Genomic DNA, 25,792 nt, shown 5'->3' with positions numbered 1-25,792 from the left:
CCGCTGCCTTCCAGACACTCCCGGTGTCCGCTGATCGGGGCGCCACTGACCCTCGATCCGGCAGGCACCGCCCGGCTCCGGGCTTCACTCCCCTCACACCTGCGGTTTCGTTCGGGACTGTGGACCACCGTCCACTGGATGAATGCGTTCGCAGGAATCTCCGGGAGGCTTTCCCCGATCGGGCTGCGCGTCCCGGCGCCCGCCCTCGGGGTGGTCTGCTGTGCTGAGGCGCATGCCCCGGATGACCGCTCGCAGCCGCACCGAGGAACACCGCGCGTCGACCCCGCTGGAGCTCTTCTTCGACCTGTGTTTCGTCGTCGCCGTCGCCCAGGCGGGCGGCCGTCTCGTGCACGCCGTCGTCGAGGGGCACCCCGGCACCGGGGTCGCCCACTACCTGGCGGTGTTCTTCGCGATCTGGTGGGCCTGGGTCAACTTCTCCTGGTTCGCCTCCGCGTACGACACCGACGACGCGTTGTACCGCGTGGTCACGTTCGTCCAGATCACCGGCGTGCTCATCTTCGCCGCCGGGGTGCCACGCGCCTTCGACAACGGGGACTGGACGCTCGGCGTCATCGGATATGTGGTGATGCGGCTCGCACTGACCAGCCAGTGGCTGCGGGTGGCCCACTACGCCGACGGTGCGGAGCGCACGGTCGCACAGCGGTACGCCACCGGCATCGTCCTGCTCCAACTGGGCTGGATCGGCATGCTGTTCGTGCCCGCCGGTGCGAACGGCGCCCGTACCGCAGTCTTCGTCGTGCTCGCCCTGTGCGAGCTGGCGGTCCCGACGATCGCCGAGCGCGACCTCGGGACGAGCTGGCATCCGCACCACATCGGCGAGCGGTACGGGCTGTTCACCATCATCGTGCTCGGGGAGACGATCGCCGCCGCGACGGTCGCCGTCCAGGATGCGGTCGACGAGCACGAAGCACTCGACGAACTGCTGCCGGTCGCCGCGGGCGGGCTGCTGCTGGTCTTCGCCGCCTGGTGGATCTACTTCGCCGTGCCGATCCACAGCTATCTCCGCGGCAGCAGGCAGGCGTTCCTCTGGGGATACGGCCACTACGTGATCTTCGGCTCCGCCGCCGCGATCGGCTCGGGCATCGAGGTCGCGGTGGAGGAGGCCATCGGCAAGGCGCATGTGTCGACGACGGCCGCCTCGGCCGCCGTGACGGTGCCCGCCGCGGTCTATCTGCTGACGGTGTGGCTGATCCACGCCCGCCACTTCAAGCGCGACCTCGCGGAGCAACTGCCCCTCCCCCTGGCCGCGGTGGCCATCCTTGGCTGTACGTTCGCCGGGGAGTGGGCGGTCTTCGCGGCCGGTCTGGTGGCGGCCGCGACAGTGGCCGTCGGGGTGTCGCTGTCGCGACGCCCGGCACCCGGCGCACCGGGCGCCGTGGTTTCGCCGAACCGGACGTGAGGAGCACGGGATGACCGGACAGGATGCACAGTTCCCGCTTTCACCGGCGGCAGGGACGATGGACGCGCTGACCGATGTCGCCGGGCTGCGCGTCGGTCATGCGCAGGTGCCGGGCGACGGCGCGCTGAGCGGCACCACTGTCGTCCTCGCCCCCGAGGGCGGCGCCGTCGCGGCTGTCGACGTACGCGGCGGTGGCCCCGGCACCCGGGAGACGGACGCACTCGACCCGCGCAATCTGGTGCAGCGGATCGACGCCGTCGTCCTGACCGGTGGCAGCGCCTACGGTCTGGACTCGGCGTCCGGTGTGATGGCCTGGCTGGAGGAGCAGCGGCGGGGTGTACGGGTCGGCCCCGATCCGTCGCAGGTGGTGCCGGTGGTCCCGGCCGCGTGCATCTTCGACCTGGGGCGGGGCGGCGACTGGCGGGCCCGCCCGGACGCCTCGACCGGCCGCGCCGCCGTGGAGGCCGCAGCCGGTACGGAGCCGGGGGCCCCGGTCGCCGAGGGCGGGGTCGGTGCGGGTACGGGCGCGGTCGCCGGTCAGCTCAAGGGCGGCGTGGGCACGGCGAGCGTGCGGCTGCCGTCCGGAATCACGGTCGGCGTGCTGGTCGTGGTGAATGCGGCGGGCTCCGTGGTGGATCCGGTGACCGGGGTGCTGTACGGGGAGTACGGCGCCGCGGAGCCGCCCGTGCACCCCGCGGCGGGGGTCCACGAAGCCGCCGTCCGCCGCCTGGCCGAAGCGCGGGAGGTGAACGCGCTCCCCACGCTCAACACCACGCTCGCCGTCGTCGCCACCGACGCGGATCTCACCCGGGCGCAGGCACAGAAGCTCGCGGGCACGGCGCACGACGGGCTGGCGCGCGCCGTGCGGCCCGTACATCTGCTGACCGACGGGGACACGGTCTTCGCGCTGGCCACGGGCGAGCGTCCGCTGTCGCAGGAGAACCCGATCGCTCTGAACGAGCTCCTGGCAGCGGGCGCGGACACCCTGGCCCGCGCCGTCGTGAAGGCCGTACGGGCGGCGGAGGGCGTCGACCTCCGCCCCGGCGCGGGCGTCCACCCCTCGTACAGCGATCTCTACGGCCCCCGCTGACCCACCCGCCGCGGTCGGCGCCCACCGACTCACCATCCACAGAAGGAAGTTCGGACGAATCGCCAGGAACCTTCCGCACGCGTCATACGTTTTCAGGAACCCCGGTCACGATGTCGGACCCAGGGACTACGTTAAGCACGCATCAAGTAACACGCGGCAACGGCCTGGAGACAGCACCTTGAGCGATCCGTACGAGACAACCGAGCAGCATCTCGACCGACTCCTACGACGGGCACTCAACTCTTTCGACCTGCCCGACTGCACGGTCGAGCAACTCGGGACCGCGCTGGCCCACAGCAGTTCCCTGCACTCCTCGCACCACAGTTCCGTGCTGCATCGCGAGACCTACCGGCACACTTACCTGCTGGCCGACGGCTCCGCGCTCACCTTGTGGGAGCTGGTCCACAGCACCGCCAGGAACGCGGCGGATCCCCGGTCGCGGAGGCAGCCCGCCCCCCAGCACCACGAGTTGTACGACGACGAGGCGGACGTCCATGTCGCCGCCGCCCGGCTGTCCGGCAGTTTCTCCGACGTACCCGTGTTCGGCGAGGACGGCCCGCAGGCCGACCTGGAGACACTGACGGTCCTGATGGCCGCTCCACCGGCCCCGCTGCCCCGGATGTACGCGCCGGACAACTCCGCGGACCACGCCCGCCGGGTCCTGCGCCGCGCGGAGAACAGTGACGGTCCGGGCGAGGAGACCGCGCGCCTCCTGCGGGCCGCCTTCGCCCACCACATCACCCAGATCTTCGGCAGGCAGTGCCGGGTCGACGGGCGGGACGCCGGATTCACGCTGTACGAGCACGCGTTCCTGCTCCTCGACGGCAGTGAGACGAGCCTCTGGGAGGTCGAGCACACGGCTACGCCGGACGGTCGCCACATGTGCGAGGTGTACGGGGACGAGAAGACGGCACGCGAGGCGATGGAGAGCCGTACGCGCATCTGCTGACCGCTGCGCCGCCCGCCGCCCGTTCACCGAGGGAGGCCGCCGAGCGGCACGCGAAGGTGCCCGCGCCCCCGAGGGGGGTGCGGGCACCTTCGCGTGCGGGCAGGCATCTTCAGGACGTCAGCACGGGCTCCTTGGCCACCTCGCCCGGCGCACTGTCGGCGTCCTGGACGTCCTCGCCGCCCTCCACGTGCCGGCGCGGCCGGGCGGGCAGCGCGAACATCACCAGGAAGATCACCGCGAGAACTCCGGCCACCCACCAGAGCGAGTGCTGGAACGCCTCGACGAACGCCGGCCCCACTGCCTCCGGCGCCAGCCGGTCGCTGATCGATCCGAAGAAGACGACCGAGACCAGGCCGAGCCCCAGCGCATTGCCCATCTGCTGGACGGTGTTGATCAGCCCGGACGCCGACCCCGAGTGCTCCTTCGGCACCTCGGACAGCACCGCGTCCGTCAGCGGGGCCACGATCAGCCCCATCCCGATCCCCATGACCACCAGCGGCAGAGCCATCTGCCAGGGCGCGATGGACATGCCGTACCGGTCGGACTCCCAGATGTAGAGCAGCAGGCCGACGACCATCAGGAGCGCGCCCGCCTGCAGCACCTTGCGGCCGAACCGGGGCACCAGCTTCTGTACGGAGATCCCGGCGGCGAACGAGACGGCGATCGAGAACGGGATGCCGGTCGTGCCGGCCCGCAGCTCGCTCCAGCCGAGGCCGATCTGCATGTACAGCGTCCAGACCAGGAAGAAGATGCCGAGCCCGATGCCGAAGGTCAGCTGGACGGCGATACCCGCCGCGAAGCTCTTGACCCGGAACAGCGAGAGCTCGACGAGCGGCGAGCCGTCCTTGCGCGCCTTCTCCCGCTCGAACAGCACCAGGGCCAGGAAGACCAGCGCGCTACCGGCCATCAACGCGTACCCCCACAGCGGCCAGCCCAGCTCGCGCCCACGGGTCAGCGGGTAGAGCAGCATCAGCAGCCCCAGTGTCACCAGCGCGACACCGACCAGGTCGAGCCGGAGGGCCTTCGGAGCCTTGGACTCCGTGATGAACTTCCGGCCCAGGACCAGTCCCGCGATGCCGACCGGCAGGTTGATCAGGAAGATCGGCCGCCACTCCAGACCGGCGATGTTCCACTCGGTGAGCAGTGCGCCCAGCAGCGGTCCCATGACCGCGCCGAGGCCGACGACCGCTCCGAAGAGGCCGAAGACCTTGCCGCGCTCGTGCGCCGGGAAGGTGGCGTGCACGATCGACAGCACCTGCGGGACCATCAGCGCGGCGGTGCCGCCCTGCAGGATGCGGGAAGCGACCAGCATCTCCGGGTTCGCGGCGAAGCCGCAGAGCGCCGAGGCCAGCGTGAAGCCGCCGATGCCGATGAGGAAGAGCCGCTTGCGGCCGTAGATGTCGCCGAGCCGGCCGCCGGTGATCAGACCGGCCGCGAAGGCCAGGGCGTATCCGGCGGTGATCCACTGGATCGAGCTGAACGTGGCACCGGTGTCCTGCTTGATGCTCGGGATGGCGATGTTGACGATCGTGACGTCCACCAGGTCCATGAAGGCCGCGGTCATCACGATGGCGAGCGCGAACCACCGGCGCCGGTCCGACGGGTCCGAGGACACCGCGGGAGCGGCCGCCGTGGACGGCAGAGGGGATTCGGAAGAATTCATGCGATGAAGCTAGAGGCCCATTAGGTCAGGTCATGACCCAATGGGCGGGCATCCTGGATCCATGACCGATACCCCGGCACGACTGCTGAATCTGCTGTCGCTCCTGCAGACGCCGCGCGAGTGGCCGGGCAGCGAGCTCGCCGAGCGGCTCCGGGTCAGCCCGCGCACCATCCGCCGCGACATCGACCGGCTCCGCGACCTCGGCTACCCCGTCGAGGCGTCGCGCGGCTCGGTGGGCGGCTACCGCCTGGTCGCGGGCGCCGCCATGCCGCCGCTGCTCCTCGACGACGAGGAGGCGGTGGCCATCGCCGTGGGACTGCGGGCGGGCGCCGGGCATGCCATCGAGGGGGTCGACGAGGCGTCCGTGCGGGCGCTGGCGAAGCTGGAGCAGGTGCTTCCGTCACGGCTGCGGCACCGGGTCTCGGTCCTGCAGAACGCGACGGTGCCGCTGGCCCGCGGCGACGGTGCGACCATCGACCCGCAGACACTGACGGTGATGGCGGCGGCGGTCACCGGGCAGGAGCGGCTGCGGTTCACCTACCGGGCGGGGGACGGCGCCGAGACGAAGCGGCTGGTCGAGCCGTACCGGCTGGTGAGCACGGGGTGGCGGTGGTACCTCGTGGCGTACGACCTGGGGCGCGAGGCGTGGCGTACGTTCCGCGTCGACCGGGTGAGCGAGCCGTTCGCCACGGGGGCCCGCTTCACCCCGCGCGAGCTGCCCACGGGCGACGCCGCGGAATTCCTCGCCGGCTCCATCCAGCGCCGCCAGCCGGAGCTGGCTGTCGAGGTGAGCTTCGCGGCCCCGGCGGAGTTCGTCACCTCCCGGCTGCCCTCGGCGTTCGGCCCACTGGAGCCGACCGGCGAACGCAGCTGCCGGCTGCATGTGGTCATGGCGGACTCGCTGGAGTGGGTGGCGCTCCGGCTGGCGCTGGTCGACTGCGAGTTCACCGCTCACGCGCCGCCGGAGCTGGTGGCGCACCTGAGTGAGCTGGGTGCCCGCCTGACTCGCGCGGCCGTGCCTCCGGAGTCACCACCGGCAAAGCGGCCTGCGCAGCCCGGCGCAAAAGAATGAGCCCCGGCGCCAGGGGGGGGTGGGCGCCGGGACTCAGCTCAGGGGGTCCGTACGAAGCGACCCATATCGGAGGCTACTGGACGCGGGGTCACGCCGCAGCGTCAAAACCCGTGTCGTGAGCCATTCGCTTCAGTTCGAGCAGCGCGTGCTTCTCGATCTGACGGATCCGCTCCCGGGTCAGCCCATGTTGCTTGCCCACCTCGGTGAGGGTCCGCTCACGGCCGTCCTCGATGCCGTACCGCATGCGGATGATCGACGCGGTGCGGTGGTCGAGCTTGCCGATCAGGTCCTCCAGCTCCTCGCTGCGCAGCAGCGTCATGACGGACTGCTCGGGCGACACGGCGGAGGTGTCCTCCAGCAGATCGCCGAACTGGGTCTCGCCCTCGTCGTCCACAGACATGTTGAGGCTGACCGGGTCGCGGGCCCAGTCGAGGACGTCACCGACGCGCGTGGGCGTGGAGTCCAGCTCTGCGGCGATCTCCTCGTGCTCCGGGTCACGCCCGTGCTCACGATTGAACTCGCGCTGCACACGGCGGATCCGGCCGAGCTCCTCCACCAGGTGGACGGGGAGCCGGATCGTACGGGACTGGTCGGCTATGGAGCGGGTGATGGCCTGACGGATCCACCACGTCGCATACGTGGAGAACTTGAAGCCCTTGGCGTAGTCGAACTTCTCGACCGCGCGCACCAGGCCTGCGTTTCCCTCCTGAATCAGGTCCAGCAGGGGGAGACCTGCCCGTGGGTAGCGGCGGGCGACAGCAACCACGAGTCGGAGGTTGGATCGGATGAAGATGTCCTTGGCGCGCTCGCCCTCGGCGACCAGCGCCTCCAGCTCCTCACGCGTCGCTCCACCGGCTTCGCTCTCCACCGCACCGTCGAGGATCTGCCGCGCATATACGCCCGCCTCGACGGTCTGCGACAGTTCGACTTCCTTGGCGGCATCGAGCAGCGGCGTGCGCGCGATCTCGTCCAGGTACATGCCGACCAGGTCGCGATCGGCGATCTCTCCGCCCACGGCGCGAACACTGCTTGCCCGGTTGGTCCCGCCACTGGCGGACGAACGACGGGCGACGGCACGGGTTGCCATGCGTGCTCCCTTGCTGAGTAGGTCGCGACACCCTCTCGGGTGCCCTGCATCCGATGGAAACAACGACTGGAATCCGGACAGAATTCCCACGGTGCCCACTCATTTTCGCGATCATGCAGTACCCTGTCCGGTTGCGAGGGGGGTGCACATGCCGGGATTCCGTACAGAAGTGCAGGTCAGACCCGGCGTCGAGGGCGATCTGGCGGCTCTCACGGACATCTACAACCATTACGTACGTGAGACCGCGCTCACATTCGACACCGCTCCCTTCACACCCGAACAGCGGCTGCCGTGGCTGCGCTCCCACCCCGAAGACGGCCCGCACCGCCTTCTGGTTGCTCAGGATGTCCGCATTGCCCGTCCCGCATCACTCCTGGGCTACGCCACCAGCAGCGCCTTCCGCCCCAAGGCGGCATATGCCACGTCGGTCGAGGTGAGTGTGTACTGCGCACCGTGGGCCACCGCGCGCGGGATCGGCACACTCCTCTACACGGCACTCTTCGAGGCGCTCGCCGCCGAGGACCTGAACCGCGCGTACGCGGGCATCACCCAGCCCAACGACGCCTCGGTCGCACTGCACAAGCGGTTCGGCTTCCACCATGTCGGTACGTACACCGAGGTGGGCCGGAAGTTCGACACGTACTGGGACGTGGCCTGGTACGAGAAGCGGCTGGGACCGGAGGCCTAGGACCCGGTGGGGTCGCGACGTAGGTCCGCAGCCCGTTACCAGCGGCGGGCCCCGCGCCTAGCGTGTTCCGGCATGACCGACACGACAGACTCCACAAGCGCACCGGACACGGCGCCGGTCGACCCCACCGGCACGCTCGACGAGGCGCTGGACCGGCTCCATGCCGCGGGTCCCGAGCGCAATGGCTGGCTGAGCAACCACGGCCCGATGGCCGTCGAGGCGCTCGTACGGCACGGCCAGGCGCCGGCCGTCCACCGTTGGCTCGACCACTACAGCCACAAGCTGGAGGACATGCCGGCCCCCGCGACCCGGATCACAGCGGAGAACTGGCACGAGGCCCTGGGCGACCCGCGGAGGATCGCCGACTGGACGGTGTACTTCGCGCAGGAGACGGCCGGGCACCCCTGGCAGGACGTCCTCGCCGAATGGTGGCCGCGGCTGCTGCCGGGCATCGCCGCAGGCGCCACCCACCCCGTGATCCGGGTCGGCCACGCCGTGCGCACCCTGCTCGCCGGTGGAGCGAACGCGCCCCGGGTCACCGAGCTCGCGCACGGCCTCGGCTACTGGGCCGCCCGCCACCAGCCGCTGCCCGCGCTGAACCCACCGGCCTCGCTCGTGCCCGCGCCGAGTGCCGCGGCCGCGCTGGACGCCGTACCGCCGGTGGCCGACCAGAGCGGCGGCATCCGCGACCGGCTGGCGCAGCTCACCGCGTTCCCGCTGTGGCCGCAGCAGTTCGCGGACGACCCGGAGGTGGCACGCACGCGGCTGGCGGAACTGGTCAGGGCCGCGACCCACCGCTACGCGACCCACGGCCATGGCGAACCGATCATGCTGGTGCACGCCGCGACCGCACCCAACGCCGTGCTGCGTACCCTGCCCGCCCTCCCCCGTGAACTGTGGCCGCAGAGCCTGGCCGCCGCCTGGGCCGCGAGCGCCGCGGTCACCGCCGCGTACAGCCCGGCCGACCCCGTCCCGTGCACCGCATCGCCGTCGGCATCCTCCGCCGACGAGATTTTCGCGCGGGCGGCGGCGCACGGTGACGACCACACCATCAAGTTCACCGACACCGCACTGGACGTCGGTGACACGACGGCCCTGGCCGCCGCGCTCCGCTCGATCGAACTGAACCCCCCGACCCTCTGACCACTCAGCCGAACTGCACCGACCGCTTCGCGAGCCCCATCCAGAACCCGTCGATGATGCTGCGCCCTTGATCCAGCTCGCCCTCCGAGGCACCCAGCGTCACGAAGAGCGGCGCGAAGTGCTCGGTGCGGGGGTGGGCCAGCCGCCCGGCCGGGGACTTGTGCTCGAAGTCCAGCAGCGCGTCGATGTCCTGCGCCTGCAGCGCCCGGTGCCCCCAGTCGTCGAACTCCACCGACCAGCCGGGGTTGCCGCCGCCCGCGTGCCGCAGGGCTGCGAGGTTGTGGGTGAAGAAGCCGCTGCCGACGATCAGGACGCCCTCGTCGCGCAGGGGCGCGAGCTTGCGGCCGATGTCCATCAGCTTCTGCGGGTCCAGCGTCGGCATGGAGATCTGGAGCACGGGGATGTCGGCGCCCGGGAACATCTCCACCAGCGGAACGTACGCCCCGTGGTCGAGCCCGCGGTCCGGGATGTCCTGGACCGGCGTACCGGCGCCGCGCAGCAGCTTGCGTACGCTCTCCGCCAGCTGCGGGGCACCCGGGGCCGCGTACTGCACGCGATAGTAGTGCTCCGGGAAGCCCCAGAAGTCGTAGACGAGCGGGACGGTCTCGGTCGCGCCGAGGGCAAGCGGAGCCTCCTCCCAGTGGGCGGAGACCATGAGGATCGCGGTGGGGCGCGGCAGCTCGGCGGACCAGGCGGCCAGCTGACCGGGCCAGACCGGGTCGTCGGCCAGCGGCGGCGCACCGTGGGAGAGATAGAGGGCGGGCATGCGCTCCGCGGTGACAGTCATGACACTCCCCATCCACTACTACTCAAACCAAGTCTTCTGCGGCGACGGGATCCAGCTCATTGAAGCTTCAAGTTCCCATCCCAAGAGACCTTAGCTCTATCTAGTTCAACTTTCAAGAAAAGGTCGTACAGTGGAGTACATGACCACGGCATCCACCGGCGGGACCCGCTGGCTCTCCGACGAAGAGCAGAGCGTTTGGCGCGCCTACCTTCACGCAACCACGCTCCTGGAGGACCACCTCGACCGCCAGCTGCAACGCGATGCCGGCATGCCGCACATCTATTACGGACTGCTCGTCCAGCTCTCCCAGGCGCCCCGCCGCCAGATGCGGATGACCGAGCTGGCCAAGGACGCCAAGATCACCCGCTCCCGCCTCTCGCACGCCGTCGCCCGGCTGGAGCGGAACGGCTGGGTGCGCCGCGAGGACTGCCCGTCCGACAAGCGCGGCCAGAACGCGGTCCTCACCGACGAGGGGTACGAGATGCTCCGCCGATCCGCGCCGGGTCATGTCCGCGCCGTACGCCAGGCGATGTTCGACCGGCTCACACCGGAGCAGGTGCGCTCGTTCGGCGAGATCATGCAGGTCATCGCCACCGGCCTGGAGCCGGAGGGTACGGACGCCGACCTGCCCTGGCTCCGCTGAGCCGCCCTCGCACACCGATACGGGTCTGCCCCGGTTCCGCCGAGCGGAGCCGGGGCAGACCCGTATTCACATCACTTCACCTCGCGCGTCCCGCGTCAGTGCGCGACGACCGGCACCCTGAACTCGTCCTCGACGCCATCGGCGTCACCGGAGCCCGAACCGGAGCCGGCCGGGGCGGTCGACGGACGCCCGGCGTTGATGAACGTCACCGCGATCGCGGAGGCCACCACCAGGATGCCGACCGCCCACCAGATGGCGCCGGTGAAGCCGTGCACCATCGACTGCAGCTTCAGCAGCTGCGGGTCGGTCGCGCCGAGGGCGGCGTGCGAGGTGGCGTACGCCGTCGCGGCCGAGGCGGCGACGGTGTTCAGCAGCGCGGTACCGATCGCGCCGCCGACCTGCTGCGAGGTGTTGACCATCGCGGACGCGACACCCGAGTCCCGCGGCTCGACCCCGTGCGTGGCCAGCGACATGGCCGGCATGAACGCCGTACCCATGCCCAGACCCAGCAGGACCTGCGCCGGGAGGATGAGCGCCGCGTACGAGGAGTCGATCTCCAGCTGCGTCAGCAGCAGCATGCCCACGGCGGCGGTCAGGAAGCCCGGGCCCATCAGCTTGCGGGCCGGGACCCGCGTCATCAGCCGTGCGCCGATCTGCGTCGAACCGGTGATCATGCCCGCGATCATCGGGAGGAAGGCGAAGCCCGTCCTGATCGGCGAGTAGCCCCTCACGACCTGCAGGTAGTACGTCAGGAAGAGGAACAGCCCGAACATCGCGATGATGGCCAGACCCAGCGAGAGGTAGACGCCACCGCGGTTACGGTCCATCACCACGCGGAGCGGCAGCAGCGGCGACGCGACCTTGGCCTCGGTCAGGACGAACGACAGGAGCAGCACACCGGAGGCGACGAACATGCCGATGGTCAGCGGGTCCGACCAGCCGGAGGACTCGGCACGGGTGAATCCGTACACCAGCGAGACCAGACCCAGCGCGGAGAGGACCACGCCCGGAATGTCGAGCGAGGAGCGGTTACGGCTGCCGGCCGGCTCACGGATCACGAAGTACGCACCCGCGGCGGCGACGACGGCGAACGGGATGTTGACGAAGAACGTCCAGCGCCAGTTCAGCGTCTGGGTGAGGAAGCCGCCGAGGATCAGGCCGACGGCGCCACCGCCACCGGCGATCGCCCCGTAGATACCGAACGCCTTGGCGCGCTCCTTGGCGTCGGTGAACATCACGGCGAGCAGCGAGAGCGCGGCCGGGGCGAGCAGGGCGCCGAAGACACCTTGGAGCGCACGCGAGCCGAACAGCATGCCCTGGTTCTGCGCCGCGCCACCGAGTGCGGAGGCCAGCGCGAAGCCGATCAGACCGACGACAAAGGTGCGCTTACGGCCCCAGAGGTCGGCGATCCGGCCGCCGAAGAGCAGCAGTCCGCCGAAGGCGAGGGCGTAGGCCGTGATGACCCACTGCTTGTTGGCGTCGGTGATGCCGAGTGCCGTCTGGGCGTGCGGCAGCGCGATGTTCACGATCGTGGCATCGAGCACGACCATCAGCTGTGCGAGCGCGATGAAGGCCAGCGCTTTCCAGCGACTGGGGTCGGGAAGTCGGATATCAGCTGTTTTTGACATGGGAGTAGCCGCCTAAGGACGCGCATGGACGCGAGGAGTCGTGATCCGTGACCGTGAAGACGTGCACCCGGTCAACGGTGAAAGTGGGAGAGATGAGGGTGATGGGAGTGGACGTGAAGTAAGTCGGGTGGTGAGGGCCTGGCGGACAGACGGCCCGGAGCCTGTCTCAGGCGCCGGGCACGGGCGTCATGAGCGATGCCGCAGATCCTCCAAGGTCGCCGCCGTCCCGGGCAGTTCGGACCGGGCCGGAGCCTCCAGGCCGTCCAGGAACAGCTGGAGATGACGGTGGGTGAAGCGGTCGATGTCCAGGCAGGCGATGCCGGGCAGCGGCCGGGTGAGCTGGGAGAGGCCGACCAGTACGTCACCGACGGCGATGTCGGTGCGCAGGCGCCCCGCGGACATGGCGCGCGCCACGAGCCCTTCGACGGCCTCTTCGAGGCGGCGACGCTCGGCGAGCAGTTCGGGATGGTCCTTGTCGAAGCCGCCGGACAGCATCGGGCAGAGCGCGCCGATGCGTTCGTCGGCCGCCGCGTGCACGAAGCGGCAGAGCGCGGCGAAGGGGTCGACCTCCTCGGCCACCGCCTCCTCCGCACGATCAGTGGTGCGGGAGGTGACCGAGAGGACGACCTCATGGGTCAGCGCTGCCCGGTCGGGGAAGTTCCGGTAGAGCGTGGCGTTGCCGACGCCTGCTCGGCGGGCCACCTCGTCGAGCGGCACATCCGGACCGAACTCGACGAACATCTCGCGCGCGGCCGCGACGATCCGCTCCCGGTTGCGCAGCGCGTCGGCCCGCGGGCGGGGCGTACGGCGCGGCACGGTTCCGGCGGCGGTGCGGGCAGCGGTTTTCACGAGACAGTCCCTCTCTTCCTCTTCCGGGTCTTCCTGGTCGTTCCTGCGAAGGCCCCTGCGCGCACAACTTCGCGCAACCGGGGACCGCCTCCCCGTTTAGCGGGGGACACCAAGTTCAAACGGGGAATCCATCCCCGCTTATTTCCCACCCCAATGTGACCTGCGTCACATCACGCGGGCGGGGAATTACACCGATCGGCGCACCCAACGGGCGGCGTCGCACCGCCCGCCCGAGGGTGATTCAGAGAGCGCAGTCAGGGTCGGCCGACTGCCGCGGACCCCGAAGGCGCCTCTATGCAGCAGCCCCGCCGCCGGATACGCAACCAGCGCCACCCGGTCGCACTGGCGGGGGCAAGCGCCCTGGTCATCGGGGCACTGGCCTCGGCCAGCAGCACGCTCCCACCGTTCAGCCACTCCAGCGCGGGGCCGGTGGCCAGCACCGAGGCGGCAGGGGTCGGACCGTGCCGGATATCCGCGACGATGGGCGTGCAGATGTCGGAGGGGATGCCGACACCGACGGGGTACGCCCATTCCACGGGCCAGATCCACGCACTGAACCTGATGATCGACTTCCCGGACGCGCCGGGAGCGGGGTCGGCGATGAAACGGCTCGCCGAATTCTTCCCGCAGACCACCAACTGGTTCCGGACCAGTTCGTACGGCCGGCTCATCTACCGGCCCGACGCCCCTGTGAAGAGCTGGCTTCGGATGCCTCTGCCGTTCTCGGCGTACGGGATAGGGCGCGGCTCACCGTACGAGCCGGGCTACCGGCACCTGGTCCAGGACATCGTGGCCGTCGCCGACCGGAAGGTGGACTTCGGCGCGTACGACCTGGTCAACATCCTGGTCACACCGAACGCCGGGCCCTCCGCCCTGGACACCGTCCTGTCCGTGACCTTCTCAGGCAACGACGACGCGCCGCTCGCGGACGGCACCCCGCTCTCCAACACGTCCTTCATCTACAGCCGCCAGGACGACGGCTCGGGCTCGTACGCACAGACCGGCTACCGCGTCCTGCCGCACGAGAACGGCCATATCTTCGGCCTGCCCGACCTCTACACCACGGAGGGCGGCGGTTCGGTCGGGCACTGGGACATCATGTCCGAGGACTGGGGGGCCAACAACGACTTCCTCGGCTGGCACAAGTGGAAACTCGGCTGGCTCGACAAGAACCAGGTCAGCTGCGCGTCCAAGCCGGGCACCACCGACCACGTCCTCACGCCCCTTGCCACCCGGGGCGGCCGGAAGCTGGCCTTCGTGCCCCTGACCGAAGAATCCGGCTACGCGATGGAGGTACGGACCCAGGCGGGCAATGACCAGGCGATCTGCCGGCCCGGCGTGCTGATCTACAAGGTCAGCTCCGACGTCGACACGGGGCAGGGTCCGATATCCGTCGCGGACAGCACCAAGGACAGCGGCGGCTGCACGCGGCTGCCCAATGTGCATGCCGAACTCTCCGACGCCCCGTTCCAGCCCGGCCAGACCTTCACCGACCGGACCAACGGAATACGCATATCCGTCGTCGACAAGGACTCCAAGGGGAACTACCGGGTCCGCGTCACCCGCTCCTGATCACGCCCCCTCCTCGCTGCGCCTGAGGGCGCTGACCTCCTCGTCGACCACCCCGCGCAGCTCACGTTTGAGGATCTTCCCGGTCGGGTTCCGGGGCAGTTGCTCGTCCCGCACGAGGACATGGGCCGGAACCTTGAAGGCGGCCAGGCTCCGCCCGACGTGCGCCCGCAGCTCGTCTGCCGTGACGGTGGCACCAGGCCGCAGTCGGACGACCGCGGCGACCTCTTCGCCCAGGACCGGATGCGCCACTCCCAGCACCGCCGCGTCCTCGACGTCCGGGTGTTCGTGGAGCGCGGCCTCGACCTCCACGCAGTACACGTTCTCGCCGCCGCGGATCACCATGTCCTTGATCCGGTCGACGATGCCGACCCGCCCGTCGCGCACCAGCGCGAGATCACCGGTCCGGAACCAGCCGTCCGTGAACGCCTCGGCAGTCGCCGCCTCGTCGCGCCAGTAGCCACGGACCAGCGACTGGCCGCGCAGCCACAGCTCGCCGATCTCGCCCTCGGGCAGCGCCTCGCCCGCGGGACCGGTGATCCGCACCTCGGTGACGGGTGTCGGCCGGCCGACACTGCCCGGGTGGAGCCGGTAGTCGGCGCCGAAGTTGGCCAGGACGCCGCCGCTTGTCTCGGTCAGGCCGTAGCCGTTGCGCGGCTCGATCCGCTCGCCGTAGCGGGCGGTGAGCCGTGCGACCAGGTCGGGCGGGGCGGCGGCGCCACCGGTGTTCAGCATCTGGAGGCTCTCCAGCCGGTCGTCCGCCCGCTCGGCGGCGGCGATCAGCTGAAGGGCGGTGACCGGGACGCCGGCGTAGTGCGTGACGCCGTGCTCCCGGATCAGCCGGAGCGCCTCCTCGGCGTCCCACTTCCGCATGACCACGAGCGAGCCGCCCGCCGCCATCGCCGCGTAGAAACTGGTGAACGCGGCGACATGGAAGAACGGGAAGGTCATCAACGTGACCGGGGCGGGCCCCTGTCCCGGAATGACCCCGCGGCCCAGCGCGGAAGCGGCCGCATGGAACCGCGGGTTGAGTGCGGCCCCCACCTGGGCGAGCTGGGTGGCGACAGCGCCCTTGGGCCGCCCGGTGGTGCCCGAGGTGTACATGATCGTCGCGTCGTCCTCTGGCCGGATCTCGACCTCGGGCGGTGCGGCGAGCGGGTCGGGCGCGGGCAGGTCCTCGTACCGCTCGGCCCCCACCGGCACCACACCGTCCCGGTGGTGGAAGACGACGACGCGCGCCCCGGCCTTCTCCGCCCAGGCGGCGACCCGCGGCAGCCGCTCACCGTCCACCAGCAGCACCCGCGGCTCGCAGTCGTCGAGCGCGTATGCGAACTCGCCCTCCGTCCACCAGGCGTTGAGCGGTACGGCGACCAGACCGGCCAGCTGCGCGGCCCAGAAGGCGATCTGCCACTCGGGGTGATTGCGCATCGCGACAACGGCCCGGTCGCCGGGGCGAAGCCCGTACTCCTCGGTCATCCGGCATGCCAGTGCGGATGCGGCGGCGAAGAACTCCCCGTACGGGTAGCTGCGCTCGGCACCGATCAGGAACGGCCGGTCCCCGAAGGCCCAGGTGGTCTCGGCGAACTCGCGGAGGGTCCTGGGCCCGCTCGCGTAGACGAGCGAGCCCGCCTGCACGCCGTCCTGAGCCCGCACGACAGCGAACGGCGCGCCGGGTCCGGTGAGCGCGGCGTCGATCCGCGCGGCGGACGCTGCGGCAGCGGAGGGCGAGTCGGCGGAGGACGGGGAAGCTGCGGAAGCGGCGGCGGGGGTCGGATCGGTGTGCGGCACGAACGACCTTTCCAAGCGCCTGCTCAGGACTCCGCGACGCTATGCCCGCCCCCACCCCCCGTCAAGACACCGCCCCGCCCCGCGCTCCCCCTCCACCTGCCCCGCTGCACGCCCCCTCCACACCTTGCCGGTCCCGGGCAACAGCTTCATCTCGTCGACCACCGCCCGCTCGGTGATGGCGGTACGCGCGGTGACCGTGCCCGCCTCGATTCCCTCGGCACCGCGTATCTGGACGGTGCGCTCACCCCGGTCCGGAACTTCCACACGATCCCGTTCAGGACCGTCAGGTCATCCAGCCGTGGCGGCCCAGCCCAGGCCGGGGCAGCAACGGCTGCACGAGTTCCCACTCGGCTTCGGACAGTTCACGGCGGCGTACAACGAAGCGCAGACGCATGAATCACCGGCATTGGAGCTGAGGGGTGCAGAAGGGGGGCTGCGGACATGGCTTGGCGGCCGTTGCCCTGTGGATTCACCCGGCGACGGCGAGGTTGTGCATGGCGGCAACGGCGCGGTGGAGGCCGTCTCCCTTCTGGCGGCAGTCGCGGAGGATCTTCCGGTTCTTCCTGCGGGCGAAGGCGCGCTCGACTCGGACCCTTGCCGTTCGGTGTTCGGCGTTGTCCTCCTCCTGCCCGCGCAGGAGGGGCGGCGCTACGAATACTCCTGTTGCGCACACGACGTCGCAGAACCCGGTGGAGGAACACACGATCCGCATCCGCGTCGACGAGACCGTTGACGGTCGCCGGGTCGACCCCAGCACGCGGCAGAGGCGGTTCAACCGCACCGAGCACCTCCGGCAGGTCCCGGCCGACACCCCCGCAGGCCGACGTCCGAAAGGCTTCCGCCAGGACAGTGAATCCACGCATCGCGATTCGACCAGAGCTACCCCCACAAGAGAGTTGCCGCGTACGGAGCGAAGGCGGCTCTGCTCATCGACATCGGCTACGCCTGGCTCAACATCTCCCTCAGCCGCGCCAGGATCAACCAGGCCGCGGCCGCCTGATCTGATCCTGATCCACCAGCTCACCCTCGCCGGGAGCAGGCACCCGGCAACCCCAAGTGCAGACCGCACCCCACCCGCTACACTGTCCGCGGCGGCTCAGCCCTCTTCAGCTGCGCCACCGCAACCCTGTGGGAATCTGCATGACTCGCTCATCTGTTCGATCGAGTTTGAGGCAGTTTCCAACAGATCCCCGCCTTCGTAGCTCAGGGGATAGAGCACCGCTCTCCTAAAGCGGGTGTCGCAGGTTCGAATCCTGCCGGGGGCACCAGCCAAAAGGCCCCGGACCGATCATGGTCCGGGGCCTTTTGACGGCACCAGTTGACGGCAGTCGCGTCTCAGCGCCGACACGTCGAGTTATCACGTGGGCTTCATGACGTGCCCCAGCGCGACGAGACCCATGCCGACCGCGAGTAACGACAGGCAGTGCTGCTGGTCAGGTGGGGGTTTCGAGTCCAGCCAGGAGGTAGGCGATGTCGAGTCCGGTGGTGAGGTACTGCTCGAAGGTCTGGTTGTTCAGGGCCCAGGGTGATCGTCGCTGTCGGATAAGGTCGATGGCGGTGTTGGCGTCCTGGCCAAGCTCGATCAGGGTCTGTGCGACGACGAGGGCGGAGCGGTTGTAGCCGGAGTGGCAGCGCACGAGAACGGTGCGGTCGTTCCGTACGGCCTCTGCGGCGGTCACGGCCAGCCGTTGGACCGAGTGGAGCTGCTCGGCCGTGAGCGGGTTGTCGGGGATCTCGCTGATCAGATGCTCGACTCCAGGGGTCGGTCCGTGGCCTGTTCGAGTGAATAGGCTGATGACCAGGTCGAATTGAGCGTCAACGAAGGCGGTCTGCACAGCACCGTCGGGGTCGGCCCAGAAGTGTCCGCCAATCCATAGCCGTGGCCTGACTTCATTCCACGGTGCTTGTGGTTCGGGGGCATCGCGGTCCTTCTGACGTGTCTTCACCGGCACTCCTCTCCCAGAGAACCAACGACACGGTCAGGCGCTCGTGTTCCCTCATTGAGCCCGTGGTCAGCCAAGGAGCTGACCACGGGCAGAGGCTATAGACCAAGCTCAGGTGGCTGGCAGACGGCGCTTGAGAAGGCGGTCCATATGGCTGATCGCCTCCCGCTGCGTGTCGTGCACGACGTGGGTATAGACGTCCATCGTGATGCTGATCTGGCTGTGCCCGAGGATCTCCATGATGACCCTCGGCGCGACGCCGGCCGCCGTCAGCAGCGTGGCGCAGCCGTGCCGCGCGTCGTGCAGCCGGACCACCCGCAGACCGGCATCAGCCGCAACCCGAGTGAAGGGCCGGCAGACGTTCCGGGGCTCCACCGGCCGGCCGTTCCTGGTCGCGAAGATGTATCCGCCGTCGGACCAGGCGACGCCCGTCGCCGCGAACGTCTCCCGCTGCCGCAGGCGGTGCCAGCGCAACGGCGCGACGCACAGCGCGGGCATCGGGACGACCCGGCGCCGCCGGCTCTTGGGCTCGTCGTCGTAGAGCGTGCCCTGCGGCGCTGGGTCTGGTGACGAACGTGCAGCACCCGGTTATCCAGGTCCACGTCCGACCAGCGCAGGCCCACCAACTCACCGCGCCGGAGCCCCATGCAAATAGCCAGCTCGAACGCTGCATACAGCGGATCGCGGCGCGCAGCCTCCAGGAAGGACAGGGTCTCCTTCAGGGACCACGGGCTGATCTCCCGCTGCTTCACCCACGGCGGCTCAACCAGGGATGCGGCGTTCCGCGTGATCAGTTTCTCGCGGACTGCCGCCGTGAGCGCGGTACGCAGCACCCGGTGGGATTCCTTCGCAGTAGCCGGCGTCTGGGCGGCCTGCACCCGAGTGATGAACCGGCGCACGTCGGCGACGCTCAGCGTCTCCAGCCGCTTGGTGCCGAGCATGGGGATCAAATAGAGGCGAACGTGCGCCTCGTACTTGTCGTACGTGCTGAGCTTCCGACGTGGCTGAACGTAGTGCTCCAGCCAGTAGGGCAGCCACTCGGACAGCTTGGCGGAACGGGTGGGTGTCGGGATGCCCTGCCGGTCGCGCAGGACCAACTCCTGCCGCTTGGTGTCACCTCCCTTCTGATCGATACGCCCTCGGCTCACCGCCGGACCACACGCGCGGCCAGCTGAGTTGCTTCAGGGCAAAGAGAGGTCGTGCCACATCCGTGCCAGAACGGAGGGGGACTCACGGGGAATCGGGGGATGCAGAGGTGCGTGCTACCCGACTCCGCGCAAGTAGGGAACGCGCAGGTCACGCCGTACAGCGCCCAACCTCGCTCCTAAAGCGGTAGCCCGTGTCAAGGGATGCTTCCAGTCTCCAAAACGGTTTACACACTGCCAGGTTCCGGCATTGTGCCCCGCCGTGACCACTGAGATCATTACGGAGAGTGCCTAGGAGAAGGCGCCGGGATGGCCAATGCTGACAACTCCCGACGGCCTCAGCGTGTGCGTTGACGAGTCGAGACGGCACAGCAACCGCCCCTATCGGCAGTTGATTTGAACCACTGAGACTGCGCCGGCCGCGCGCACAATCGGCTGCTCGGGAGGTGAACGCATGACCAAGTGCGGAAACGGCGAGATCTGGCGAAACGGGCAGTGTGAGCTGACAGGAGCTACAGCGGCCTACACATACTCCGTAACTTTGCTCCTTGGGGCAGGAGCGATCGCCGTAGGAATCCACCTTCGGCGACGCGGCAAGCAGGCTCCACCAGCTCCCGTCGTACAAGGGCCGGACAGACATGGTCTCCGGGCGACCGACAAGATCATCGCTAAGGTCGCCCCCTTCTTTCTGATCTTCTGGGGGTGCGCTTTCGTGCTGGCTACCATCGTCACCCTGATCGACCGGTGATCTTTAAAGTGCGCAGCGCCATCACGATGCTTGGGGCAACAGACGATGCCCGCCAGAGCCACCGTGCCCTCCGCGTGTCCGATCCGTGCCCGACTAGGCGGGGAACCACGCTCAACCACGGGCGCTAAGGCAAACTCCAGGGTTCCCCTTGGCATCCGTCCCCGCTGGTCAGCTCACCGATGGGGCCCTAGGCGCGGTGATTCCCAAGCTCAGGTGAAGGGTGAAATCTGCCGGTCCGCCAAGTGCTCAAGTGTGGCTTCAAGGCACGCCTCGGCGGACGCCAGATCAGCCCTGAAGAACCCCTCCGTCCCCAGAGCGCCGCCGGAGACGATCACCATCCAACGGTGCCCCTGTCCGCGCTCACCATCAGCCTTGAAGACCACTGAGCATCCTCGCTCGGCCAACCAATCCATCAGTTCCACGACGTCCACAACCGCCCCCTTCCAGGCCCGTCGAGGACAAGCCGTAGCGCGCCAGACTGGCACCAGAACAACCGGTCAACAGCGGTCACCACGAGCTACGCAGACACCGCTCAGCTCACCCTAGATGGCACTGTTACCCCAGGTCAGCGCATCGATCACACTCAAGCGATCAGTGATTCCCAAGCTGAGAGCCAGGCACGTGCCGGCGCAGACAGACCCGTAGGATTCCCCTCATGGTGACTGCGACTGTCCGCGAGTGGAACGACGAGGAAGGGTGGGGAGTGCTCGACTCCCCCGAGACGCCCGGTGGCTGCTTCGGCCACTACTCCGACATCCAGGCGACCGGCTTCCGCACACTGTCGCCCGGGCAGCAGGTGGACCTCACATGGGAAGCCCCCGGCTTCAAGCAGGACGGCTACGACTACCGTGCGGTAAGCATCGTGCCCCAGCCCGCCTGACATCCATACCTGACATCAACGTCGGCGAACGCTGCCACACCGAAGCGGCCACGGCCGGACCAACAACGGGCCGTTCAACGCCGTTTCCGCACCCTGCACCGCACGGTGATCGAACCCCTAAAGCGGGTGTCGCAGGTTCGAATCCTGCCGGGTGCACAAAGCGTTACCACTCTGACCTGGGGTTTCTCCCCCAGGGAGGGGCTTTACTCGGCCTCGGACTTCTCGTCCGGGGCCGTTTGCGTGAGCGGAAGGACGTCCTCGTCGAGGGTGTCGGCACGGTGTCGAGGTCACGGTGACCCTGGTCGAGGGCGGCTCCGCCCGGGTCCGGCCAGTGTGCCGCGCATCGTGCGCCGCTCGACGGCTGGCTGACCCGCGCAGTCGACCGACATCCTGGTGCGCCCCTGCTCCTCAGTTGCGTCCAGGCGGTCCTTCGCAAGGCAGGGCCGCGTATCGGGGCCAGAGACGCGGCCGACCCGAGTTCGGCCGGCAGTACGTAGGCCTCCGGCCCGACATGTATCCCGGCGTGCTCAGGAGAACCGTGCCGCGAGGAGTTCCGCCGGGCCGTACGCGGCATCGAGCCCCGCTCAGTCGGTCCTGCTGCGCGAGACAGCGATCACAGGCACGGGAGCAGGTGTGAGCGCGGCGCGGTGCCGGTGCAGCGCCGCGAAGTCGTGCCGGTCGAACGGGACGTTCTCCAGGCACTTCACCGAGCCGACGAACAACAGCTCCTTGGCGATCGGCGCGCGGTCCGCTGCCACGACGTCGATCTCCACATCGTTGGTACGGGTCCAGTAACCGCCGATGGCGGGAGCGGCGGGGAGGTTCGCGTCGGGCAGCAGCCGTGCCAGCGCCTTGCGCACCAGAGGTTCAACGGCCCTGCCACGCCAGCTGGTCCAGTTTTCGCAGATGCGCCGCAGCGTCAGATCACCCCGTCCTCGCTCGATCTCCTCCATCGCCGGCCCCAGGAACTTCAGCCAGAAGCGGAGGTAGGGATCCGCGACCCGATAGCGACGGTCCTTCGACGGCCGCATGGACACGGGAAGCTCCGCCGCGATCACCCGCTTGTCCGCAAGGATTCCCAGCGACCGCTGTAGCGGGGTCGCCCCGATACCCCCGGCGGCGCGGGCAATGTTTGAGAACGTCCGCTCACCGCTGCCGATCGCCGATCGCCGATCGCCGATCGCCGAGAGGACGGTGCGGGCTTGCACCTGTTGGCGGAACTCCGCAGCGAGCGAGCGCTCCGCCGACACCAGCAAGGCCGAGATCTGCTGTCCGCGGCCCGCCCGGCGAGTTGGGATGCCGCCGCAGGTACTAACCAGTTAGAAACATGCGCGTCAGTGACAGGCGGGCTGGGAAGGGTGCCGCTTCCCTCGCTACACCCACGGGAGAGAAACAGCCTTCGGCGCCACAGCATGGTCCGCCGCTGGACGCCCACGGCCGCCGGATGCGTGAGCGGTGCGTGAGCGGACGGAGAGTTGATCTCCGAAATTTCTCCCGCCGGATCAGCATCATCCGGCACGGACTCCGGGCCGGGATGCTCCGCTTCGGGCTCGGCCTCCGCTTCGGGGGCGGTGTTCTCGGAGGTGGCGCGGGCGCGCGGGTCGAGCCGGGCTGCGGCCTCGGCGATCGCCAGGTCCGCTTCGGGGAGCAGGCTCGTGTACGTGTCGGCCGTGATGGTGATCGAGGAGTGGCCGAGCATCTCCTGGATGTCCTCCAGGTCGGCCCCGGCCGCGTGGGCCGGCGTTGCGGCACCGTAGCGCAAGTCGTGGAGCCGGACCGGCGGAAGACCGATCTCCTCGCACAACTCGACGAACCGCCGTGTGGCGCGTTGGCGGGGTGGAGCATCTCGCCGTTGCCTCGTGGCACTTCTTGCCACTGTTCCGGCTGGTCGAACGCATCGCCCCCGGAGCCGATGCAGGACGGGGCGCCGCTGCAAGTTCGGAGTCTGCGACTGGATCGACGAACTGCGCCGGCGAGCGTGGCACCGACCTTTCCCCTGGCGGTGTCGGCTTCGTCGCGTTGCGCGCCGGCACCGGGCGTCACATCTGTTGCAGGCGATGCGCGCTGAGGGCCAGGATGACCAGGGCCGCGTCCTCGGGGCGTCTGGGGTCGCGGCCGGTGAGTTCGGCGAAGCGGTTGAGGCGTTGTTGGATCGTGTTGCGGTGGCAGTACAGGGCGGCGGCCGTGTCGGCCACCGATCCGCTGCCCGACAGATGGACCTGGACGGTTTCCAGCAGGCGTTCCGCCTCCGCCGCAGGAACCGCGGGAACTCCCGTGTACAGGCCGCCGAGCACGTCGGACGCCAGGTCCCGGCCGAGGTCGCCGGCGCGGTGGACCAGGACGTCGAGCCAGTTGTCCTCCAGCCGGTGCGGTTCTGTGGCGTCGGGCGGCAGCACGCGGGCCGTGGCGGTCGCGAGCGTCACCGCGCGGGGCACCTCGGTGAGTCCGGTCACCACGCGGGAAACGCCGCACGGCGTCCCGTGCAGCTGTGTCAGCACCGCTTCCCGGGTGAGGCGTGGGCCCAGCTGGACCACCAGGACCATGTCCGAGGCGACCGCCTGCTGTTGCAGAGGGGCGTCGAGGTTGCGGAGGGCGTTCGCGACTCCCCGTAGCGACGCCTCGCCGCCTCCGGGCGCTACCGCGCACAGGAACTGCCCGGGCACCTGGAATCCGAGAGCCCGCGCCGCGTCCTGCACCACGGTGGGGTTGCGGCCGTCGGTGTCCAGGAGCCGGCTGAACCATAGACGCCGCTCGTCCTCCGTCCGCCGCCCCATCTCCAGGACGGTGCGCTGATAGGCGGTCATGATGCCGGTGACGTGGCGCTCGACCGCCTCCCACACGTAGTAGGCGGAGGTGACCAGCTGCGCCCTGCCCTCCTCGCCCGCACGCCGCACCAGGGCGGCCCAGACGACCCGGAAGTCCACGCGGGCGGCCTGCAGCAGCGCATCCAGCGGAACGCCCTGCCGGGCACGCTGTTCGCCGACCCGCTCGGAGACGCCGGCGATGTGTTCCGGCACCGGCAACTGCGCGACGGTGCGCAGCAAGAGCTCGAACGCCTGCCAGGCGCTGTCGCGGAACTCGTGCCGGGAGACCAGGTCCGAGTAGGAGGCGCGGACCGGCCCCACGTACTCGGCCCACTCGTCGACCAGGCTGTCGATCTCCTCCAGGCACTCGCGGGCCAGAGCGACGACATGTGGGTCCGGCGAGGGCAGGGCGGCCGGGTGCGGAGTCGGGGTGTGCATGTGCTCCATCGTGCCTCCTCCCCGTCGGGGTGGAAACGCCGAGTCAGCTCGCCCGGCCGCGTACGCGGATCACCTTCCGGTTCACGAACTCCGCCATTCCGTACGCCCCCAGCTCCCGCCCCACGCCGGACAGCTTGACCCCGCCGAAGGGGAGGTCCTCCTGGGTCTGGGAGGAGCCGTTGATCGAGACCATGCCGACGTCGAGCGCGTCGGCGACCGCCTTCGCGGCGGCGAGGTCGCGGCCGAACACGACGCTGCCGAGGCCGTACGGGGTGTCGTTGGCGAGGCGGATCGCCGTCGCGGTGTCGGGGACGCGGTGGACGACCGCGACCGGGCCGAAGATCTCCTCCTGGTACGCCCGCATGCCGGGGGTGACCCCGGTGAGGACGGTCGGTTCGACGAAGGCACCCTCGCGGGCCGGCCGCTTGCCCCCCGTCACCGCCGTCGCGCCCCGCTCCACCGCGTCGTTCACCTGCGCGATCACGGCCCGGGCGGCCTCCTCGGAGGAGAGGGGGCCGAAGGAGACGCCGTCGTCGGTGGGGTCTCCAACGGTCAACGCCCGCACCGCGTCCGTGAAGGCGCCGAGGAAACGGTCGTAGAGGGGGTCTACGACTATGAACCGCTTCGAGGCGGTGCACGCCTGGCCCGCGTTGCCCATCCGGCCCTCGACGGCCGCGGCGACGGCGGCCTCCAGGTCGGCGTCGGGAAGGACAACGAAGGGGTCGGAGCCGCCGAGTTCGAGGACGTACTTCTTGAGGTGGCGGCCCGCGACCTCGCCCACCGCTCGCCCGGCCCGCTCCGAGCCCGTGAGCGACACCCCCTGGACCCGAGGGTCCGCGATGACGCGGGCGACCTGCTGGTTGGTGGCGTACACGTTGATGTACGCGCCCGCCGGCAGTCCGGCCGCCCGCATGATGTCCTCGATGGCCTGCGCCGACTCGGGGCAGTTCGGGGCGTGCTTGAGGACGACGGTGTTGCCGAGGACGAGGTTGGGGCCCGCGAAGCGGGCGACCTGGTAGTACGGGTAGTTCCACGGCATCACGCCGAGCAGCACGCCCAGCGGCTCGGACCGTACGACCACGTCGTCGCCGCCGCGGATGTCGAGCCTCTGGTCGGCGGCCAAGTCGGGGCCGTGCTCCGCGTAGTACGCGAAGATCGCCGCCGACAGGTCCACCTCACCCAGGGCTTCGCGGGTGGTCTTGCCCATCTCGCGGGTGACGATCGCGGCCAGTTCCTCCCGCCGGTTCTCGAACTCCCGGGACACGGCGAGTACGGCGTCGGCCCGCTCTTTGACCGGGCGTCGCCGCCAGGCCGTGAACTCCGCTGCCGCCGCCTCGACCGCGCGGTCGACCGTGGCGTCGTCCGACGTCGGGTACCGCCGCACGAGAATGTTCGTGGCCGGGTCGACGATCTTGTATTCCGTCACGCGTGTCTTCTTCCTTCGCATAGTCAAAGGTG

20 protein-coding genes, 2 tRNA genes and 4 pseudogenes are annotated in these 25,792 nt (G+C 69.6%); 11 read left to right on the top strand and 15 right to left on the bottom strand.

The annotated features are described in order from the left end of the window. Window positions 1–232 precede the first annotated feature (232 nt). From OG395_RS31125 to OG395_RS31115, 3 genes are all read left to right on the top strand, one after another. Window positions 233–1,420, top strand: a complete 1,188-nt coding sequence (locus OG395_RS31125) for a low temperature requirement protein A (protein ID WP_327245886.1) — start codon at window positions 233–235, stop codon at window positions 1,418–1,420. 10 nt (window positions 1,421–1,430) lie between these two features. Continuing rightward, window positions 1,431–2,510, top strand: coding sequence for a P1 family peptidase (locus tag OG395_RS31120; RefSeq protein ID WP_327245885.1), 1,080 nt, complete (start codon window positions 1,431–1,433; stop codon window positions 2,508–2,510). A 178-nt stretch (window positions 2,511–2,688) separates the two neighbouring features. Next, on the top strand, window positions 2,689–3,459 hold the full coding sequence (locus OG395_RS31115) for a DUF6227 family protein (protein WP_327245884.1): 771 nt from the start codon (window positions 2,689–2,691) through the stop codon (window positions 3,457–3,459). Between the two features lie 109 nt (window positions 3,460–3,568). Here the strand turns inward: OG395_RS31115 and OG395_RS31110 are convergent, their stop codons facing one another. After that, window positions 3,569–5,122 carry an MFS transporter gene (locus tag OG395_RS31110; RefSeq protein WP_327245883.1) on the bottom strand — a complete coding sequence of 518 codons (1,554 nt, stop codon included), beginning with the start codon at window positions 5,120–5,122 and terminating at the stop codon, window positions 3,569–3,571. A gap of 61 nt (window positions 5,123–5,183) precedes the next feature. On the opposite strand from OG395_RS31110, the gene OG395_RS31105 reads away from it, so the two are divergent. Further along, the gene (locus tag OG395_RS31105) at window positions 5,184–6,194 is read left to right on the top strand and encodes a helix-turn-helix transcriptional regulator (protein ID WP_327245882.1); all 1,011 of its coding nucleotides are present in this window, start codon (window positions 5,184–5,186) and stop codon (window positions 6,192–6,194) included. A gap of 88 nt (window positions 6,195–6,282) precedes the next feature. On the opposite strand, the gene OG395_RS31100 is transcribed toward OG395_RS31105, so the two are convergent. Beyond that, complete coding sequence (locus OG395_RS31100) at window positions 6,283–7,281, bottom strand: sigma-70 family RNA polymerase sigma factor (protein WP_266984679.1); 999 nt, start codon at window positions 7,279–7,281, stop codon at window positions 6,283–6,285. Between the two features lie 148 nt (window positions 7,282–7,429). Between OG395_RS31100 and OG395_RS31095 the strand changes: the two genes are divergently transcribed. Together OG395_RS31095 and OG395_RS31090 are read left to right on the top strand one after the other, a co-directional pair. Continuing rightward, complete coding sequence (locus OG395_RS31095) at window positions 7,430–7,969, top strand: GNAT family N-acetyltransferase (RefSeq protein WP_327245881.1); 540 nt, start codon at window positions 7,430–7,432, stop codon at window positions 7,967–7,969. Between the two features lie 72 nt (window positions 7,970–8,041). Continuing rightward, on the top strand, window positions 8,042–9,112 hold the full coding sequence (locus tag OG395_RS31090) for a questin oxidase family protein (RefSeq protein ID WP_327245880.1): 1,071 nt from the start codon (window positions 8,042–8,044) through the stop codon (window positions 9,110–9,112). 4 nt (window positions 9,113–9,116) lie between these two features. On the opposite strand, the gene OG395_RS31085 is transcribed toward OG395_RS31090, so the two are convergent. Next, the gene (locus tag OG395_RS31085) at window positions 9,117–9,899 is read right to left on the bottom strand and encodes a dioxygenase family protein (protein WP_327245879.1); all 783 of its coding nucleotides are present in this window, start codon (window positions 9,897–9,899) and stop codon (window positions 9,117–9,119) included. A gap of 130 nt (window positions 9,900–10,029) precedes the next feature. Here OG395_RS31085 and OG395_RS31080 point away from each other — a divergent pair, with 130 nt between their 5' ends. Continuing rightward, window positions 10,030–10,542 (top strand): MarR family winged helix-turn-helix transcriptional regulator, encoded by a 513-nt coding sequence (locus OG395_RS31080; protein WP_327245878.1) that lies wholly within the window; start codon window positions 10,030–10,032, stop codon window positions 10,540–10,542. Between the two features lie 95 nt (window positions 10,543–10,637). On the opposite strand, the gene OG395_RS31075 is transcribed toward OG395_RS31080, so the two are convergent. Next, complete coding sequence (locus OG395_RS31075) at window positions 10,638–12,170, bottom strand: MFS transporter (RefSeq protein WP_327245877.1); 1,533 nt, start codon at window positions 12,168–12,170, stop codon at window positions 10,638–10,640. A 186-nt stretch (window positions 12,171–12,356) separates the two neighbouring features. Beyond that, on the bottom strand, window positions 12,357–13,019 hold the full coding sequence (locus tag OG395_RS31070; protein WP_327245876.1) for a TetR/AcrR family transcriptional regulator: 663 nt from the start codon (window positions 13,017–13,019) through the stop codon (window positions 12,357–12,359). Window positions 13,020–13,313: 294 nt separating this feature from the next. Between OG395_RS31070 and OG395_RS31065 the strand changes: the two genes are divergently transcribed. Then, window positions 13,314–14,591, top strand: coding sequence for a M6 family metalloprotease domain-containing protein (locus OG395_RS31065; protein ID WP_327245875.1), 1,278 nt, complete (start codon window positions 13,314–13,316; stop codon window positions 14,589–14,591). Here OG395_RS31065 and OG395_RS31060 read toward each other — a convergent pair whose 3' ends face one another. The 3 genes and pseudogenes from OG395_RS31060 to OG395_RS31045 all read right to left on the bottom strand — a co-directional run. After that, window positions 14,592–16,376, bottom strand: coding sequence for a class I adenylate-forming enzyme family protein (locus tag OG395_RS31060; RefSeq protein WP_327245874.1), 1,785 nt, complete (start codon window positions 16,374–16,376; stop codon window positions 14,592–14,594). A gap of 39 nt (window positions 16,377–16,415) precedes the next feature. After that, window positions 16,416–16,640 (bottom strand): hypothetical protein, encoded by a 225-nt coding sequence (locus OG395_RS31055; protein WP_327249768.1) that lies wholly within the window; start codon window positions 16,638–16,640, stop codon window positions 16,416–16,418. A gap of 205 nt (window positions 16,641–16,845) precedes the next feature. Next, window positions 16,846–17,019, bottom strand: a pseudogene (locus OG395_RS31045) (IS5/IS1182 family transposase); the annotation flags it as partial. 549 nt (window positions 17,020–17,568) lie between these two features. Between OG395_RS31045 and OG395_RS31040 the strand changes: the two are divergent. Further along, window positions 17,569–17,644: transfer RNA gene (locus OG395_RS31040), tRNA-Arg, on the top strand. 165 nt (window positions 17,645–17,809) lie between these two features. Here OG395_RS31040 and OG395_RS31035 read toward each other — a convergent pair. The 3 genes and pseudogenes from OG395_RS31035 to OG395_RS31025 all read right to left on the bottom strand — a co-directional run bounded on the left by OG395_RS31035 (window position 17,810) and on the right by OG395_RS31025 (window position 20,643). Further along, the gene (locus OG395_RS31035; RefSeq protein WP_327245873.1) at window positions 17,810–18,322 is read right to left on the bottom strand and encodes a protein-tyrosine phosphatase family protein; all 513 of its coding nucleotides are present in this window, start codon (window positions 18,320–18,322) and stop codon (window positions 17,810–17,812) included. Between the two features lie 108 nt (window positions 18,323–18,430). Continuing rightward, window positions 18,431–19,434: pseudogene (locus OG395_RS31030) on the bottom strand (tyrosine-type recombinase/integrase); the annotation flags it as partial. 987 nt (window positions 19,435–20,421) lie between these two features. Further along, on the bottom strand, window positions 20,422–20,643 hold the full coding sequence (locus OG395_RS31025) for a hypothetical protein (RefSeq protein WP_327245872.1): 222 nt from the start codon (window positions 20,641–20,643) through the stop codon (window positions 20,422–20,424). 224 nt (window positions 20,644–20,867) lie between these two features. On the opposite strand from OG395_RS31025, the gene OG395_RS31020 reads away from it, so the two are divergent. Together OG395_RS31020 and OG395_RS31015 are read left to right on the top strand one after the other, a co-directional pair. Next, the gene (locus tag OG395_RS31020) at window positions 20,868–21,092 is read left to right on the top strand and encodes a cold-shock protein (RefSeq protein WP_327245871.1); all 225 of its coding nucleotides are present in this window, start codon (window positions 20,868–20,870) and stop codon (window positions 21,090–21,092) included. 88 nt (window positions 21,093–21,180) lie between these two features. Then, window positions 21,181–21,248, top strand: a tRNA-Phe gene (locus tag OG395_RS31015). A 428-nt stretch (window positions 21,249–21,676) separates the two neighbouring features. On the opposite strand, the pseudogene OG395_RS31010 reads toward OG395_RS31015, so the two are convergent. From OG395_RS31010 to OG395_RS30995, 4 genes and pseudogenes are all read right to left on the bottom strand, one after another. Continuing rightward, window positions 21,677–22,357: pseudogene (locus OG395_RS31010) on the bottom strand (DUF234 domain-containing protein); the annotation flags it as partial. 443 nt (window positions 22,358–22,800) lie between these two features. Beyond that, window positions 22,801–22,968: pseudogene (locus tag OG395_RS31005) on the bottom strand (tyrosine-type recombinase/integrase); the annotation flags it as partial. A 163-nt stretch (window positions 22,969–23,131) separates the two neighbouring features. Then, entirely contained in the window at window positions 23,132–24,343 is a 1,212-nt protein-coding gene (locus OG395_RS31000) for a PucR family transcriptional regulator (protein ID WP_327245870.1), read from the bottom strand. Between the two features lie 34 nt (window positions 24,344–24,377). Then, complete coding sequence (locus OG395_RS30995; protein ID WP_327245869.1) at window positions 24,378–25,760, bottom strand: NAD-dependent succinate-semialdehyde dehydrogenase; 1,383 nt, start codon at window positions 25,758–25,760, stop codon at window positions 24,378–24,380. Between the last annotated feature and the right edge of the window lie 32 nt (window positions 25,761–25,792).

Source organism: Streptomyces sp. NBC_01320, assembly GCF_035974375.1.
GTDB classification, from domain to species: domain Bacteria; phylum Actinomycetota; class Actinomycetes; order Streptomycetales; family Streptomycetaceae; genus Streptomyces; species Streptomyces yanii.
The sequence above is the reverse complement of the archived record's forward strand: the minus strand, read 5'-3'. Positions and strand labels throughout refer to the sequence as shown.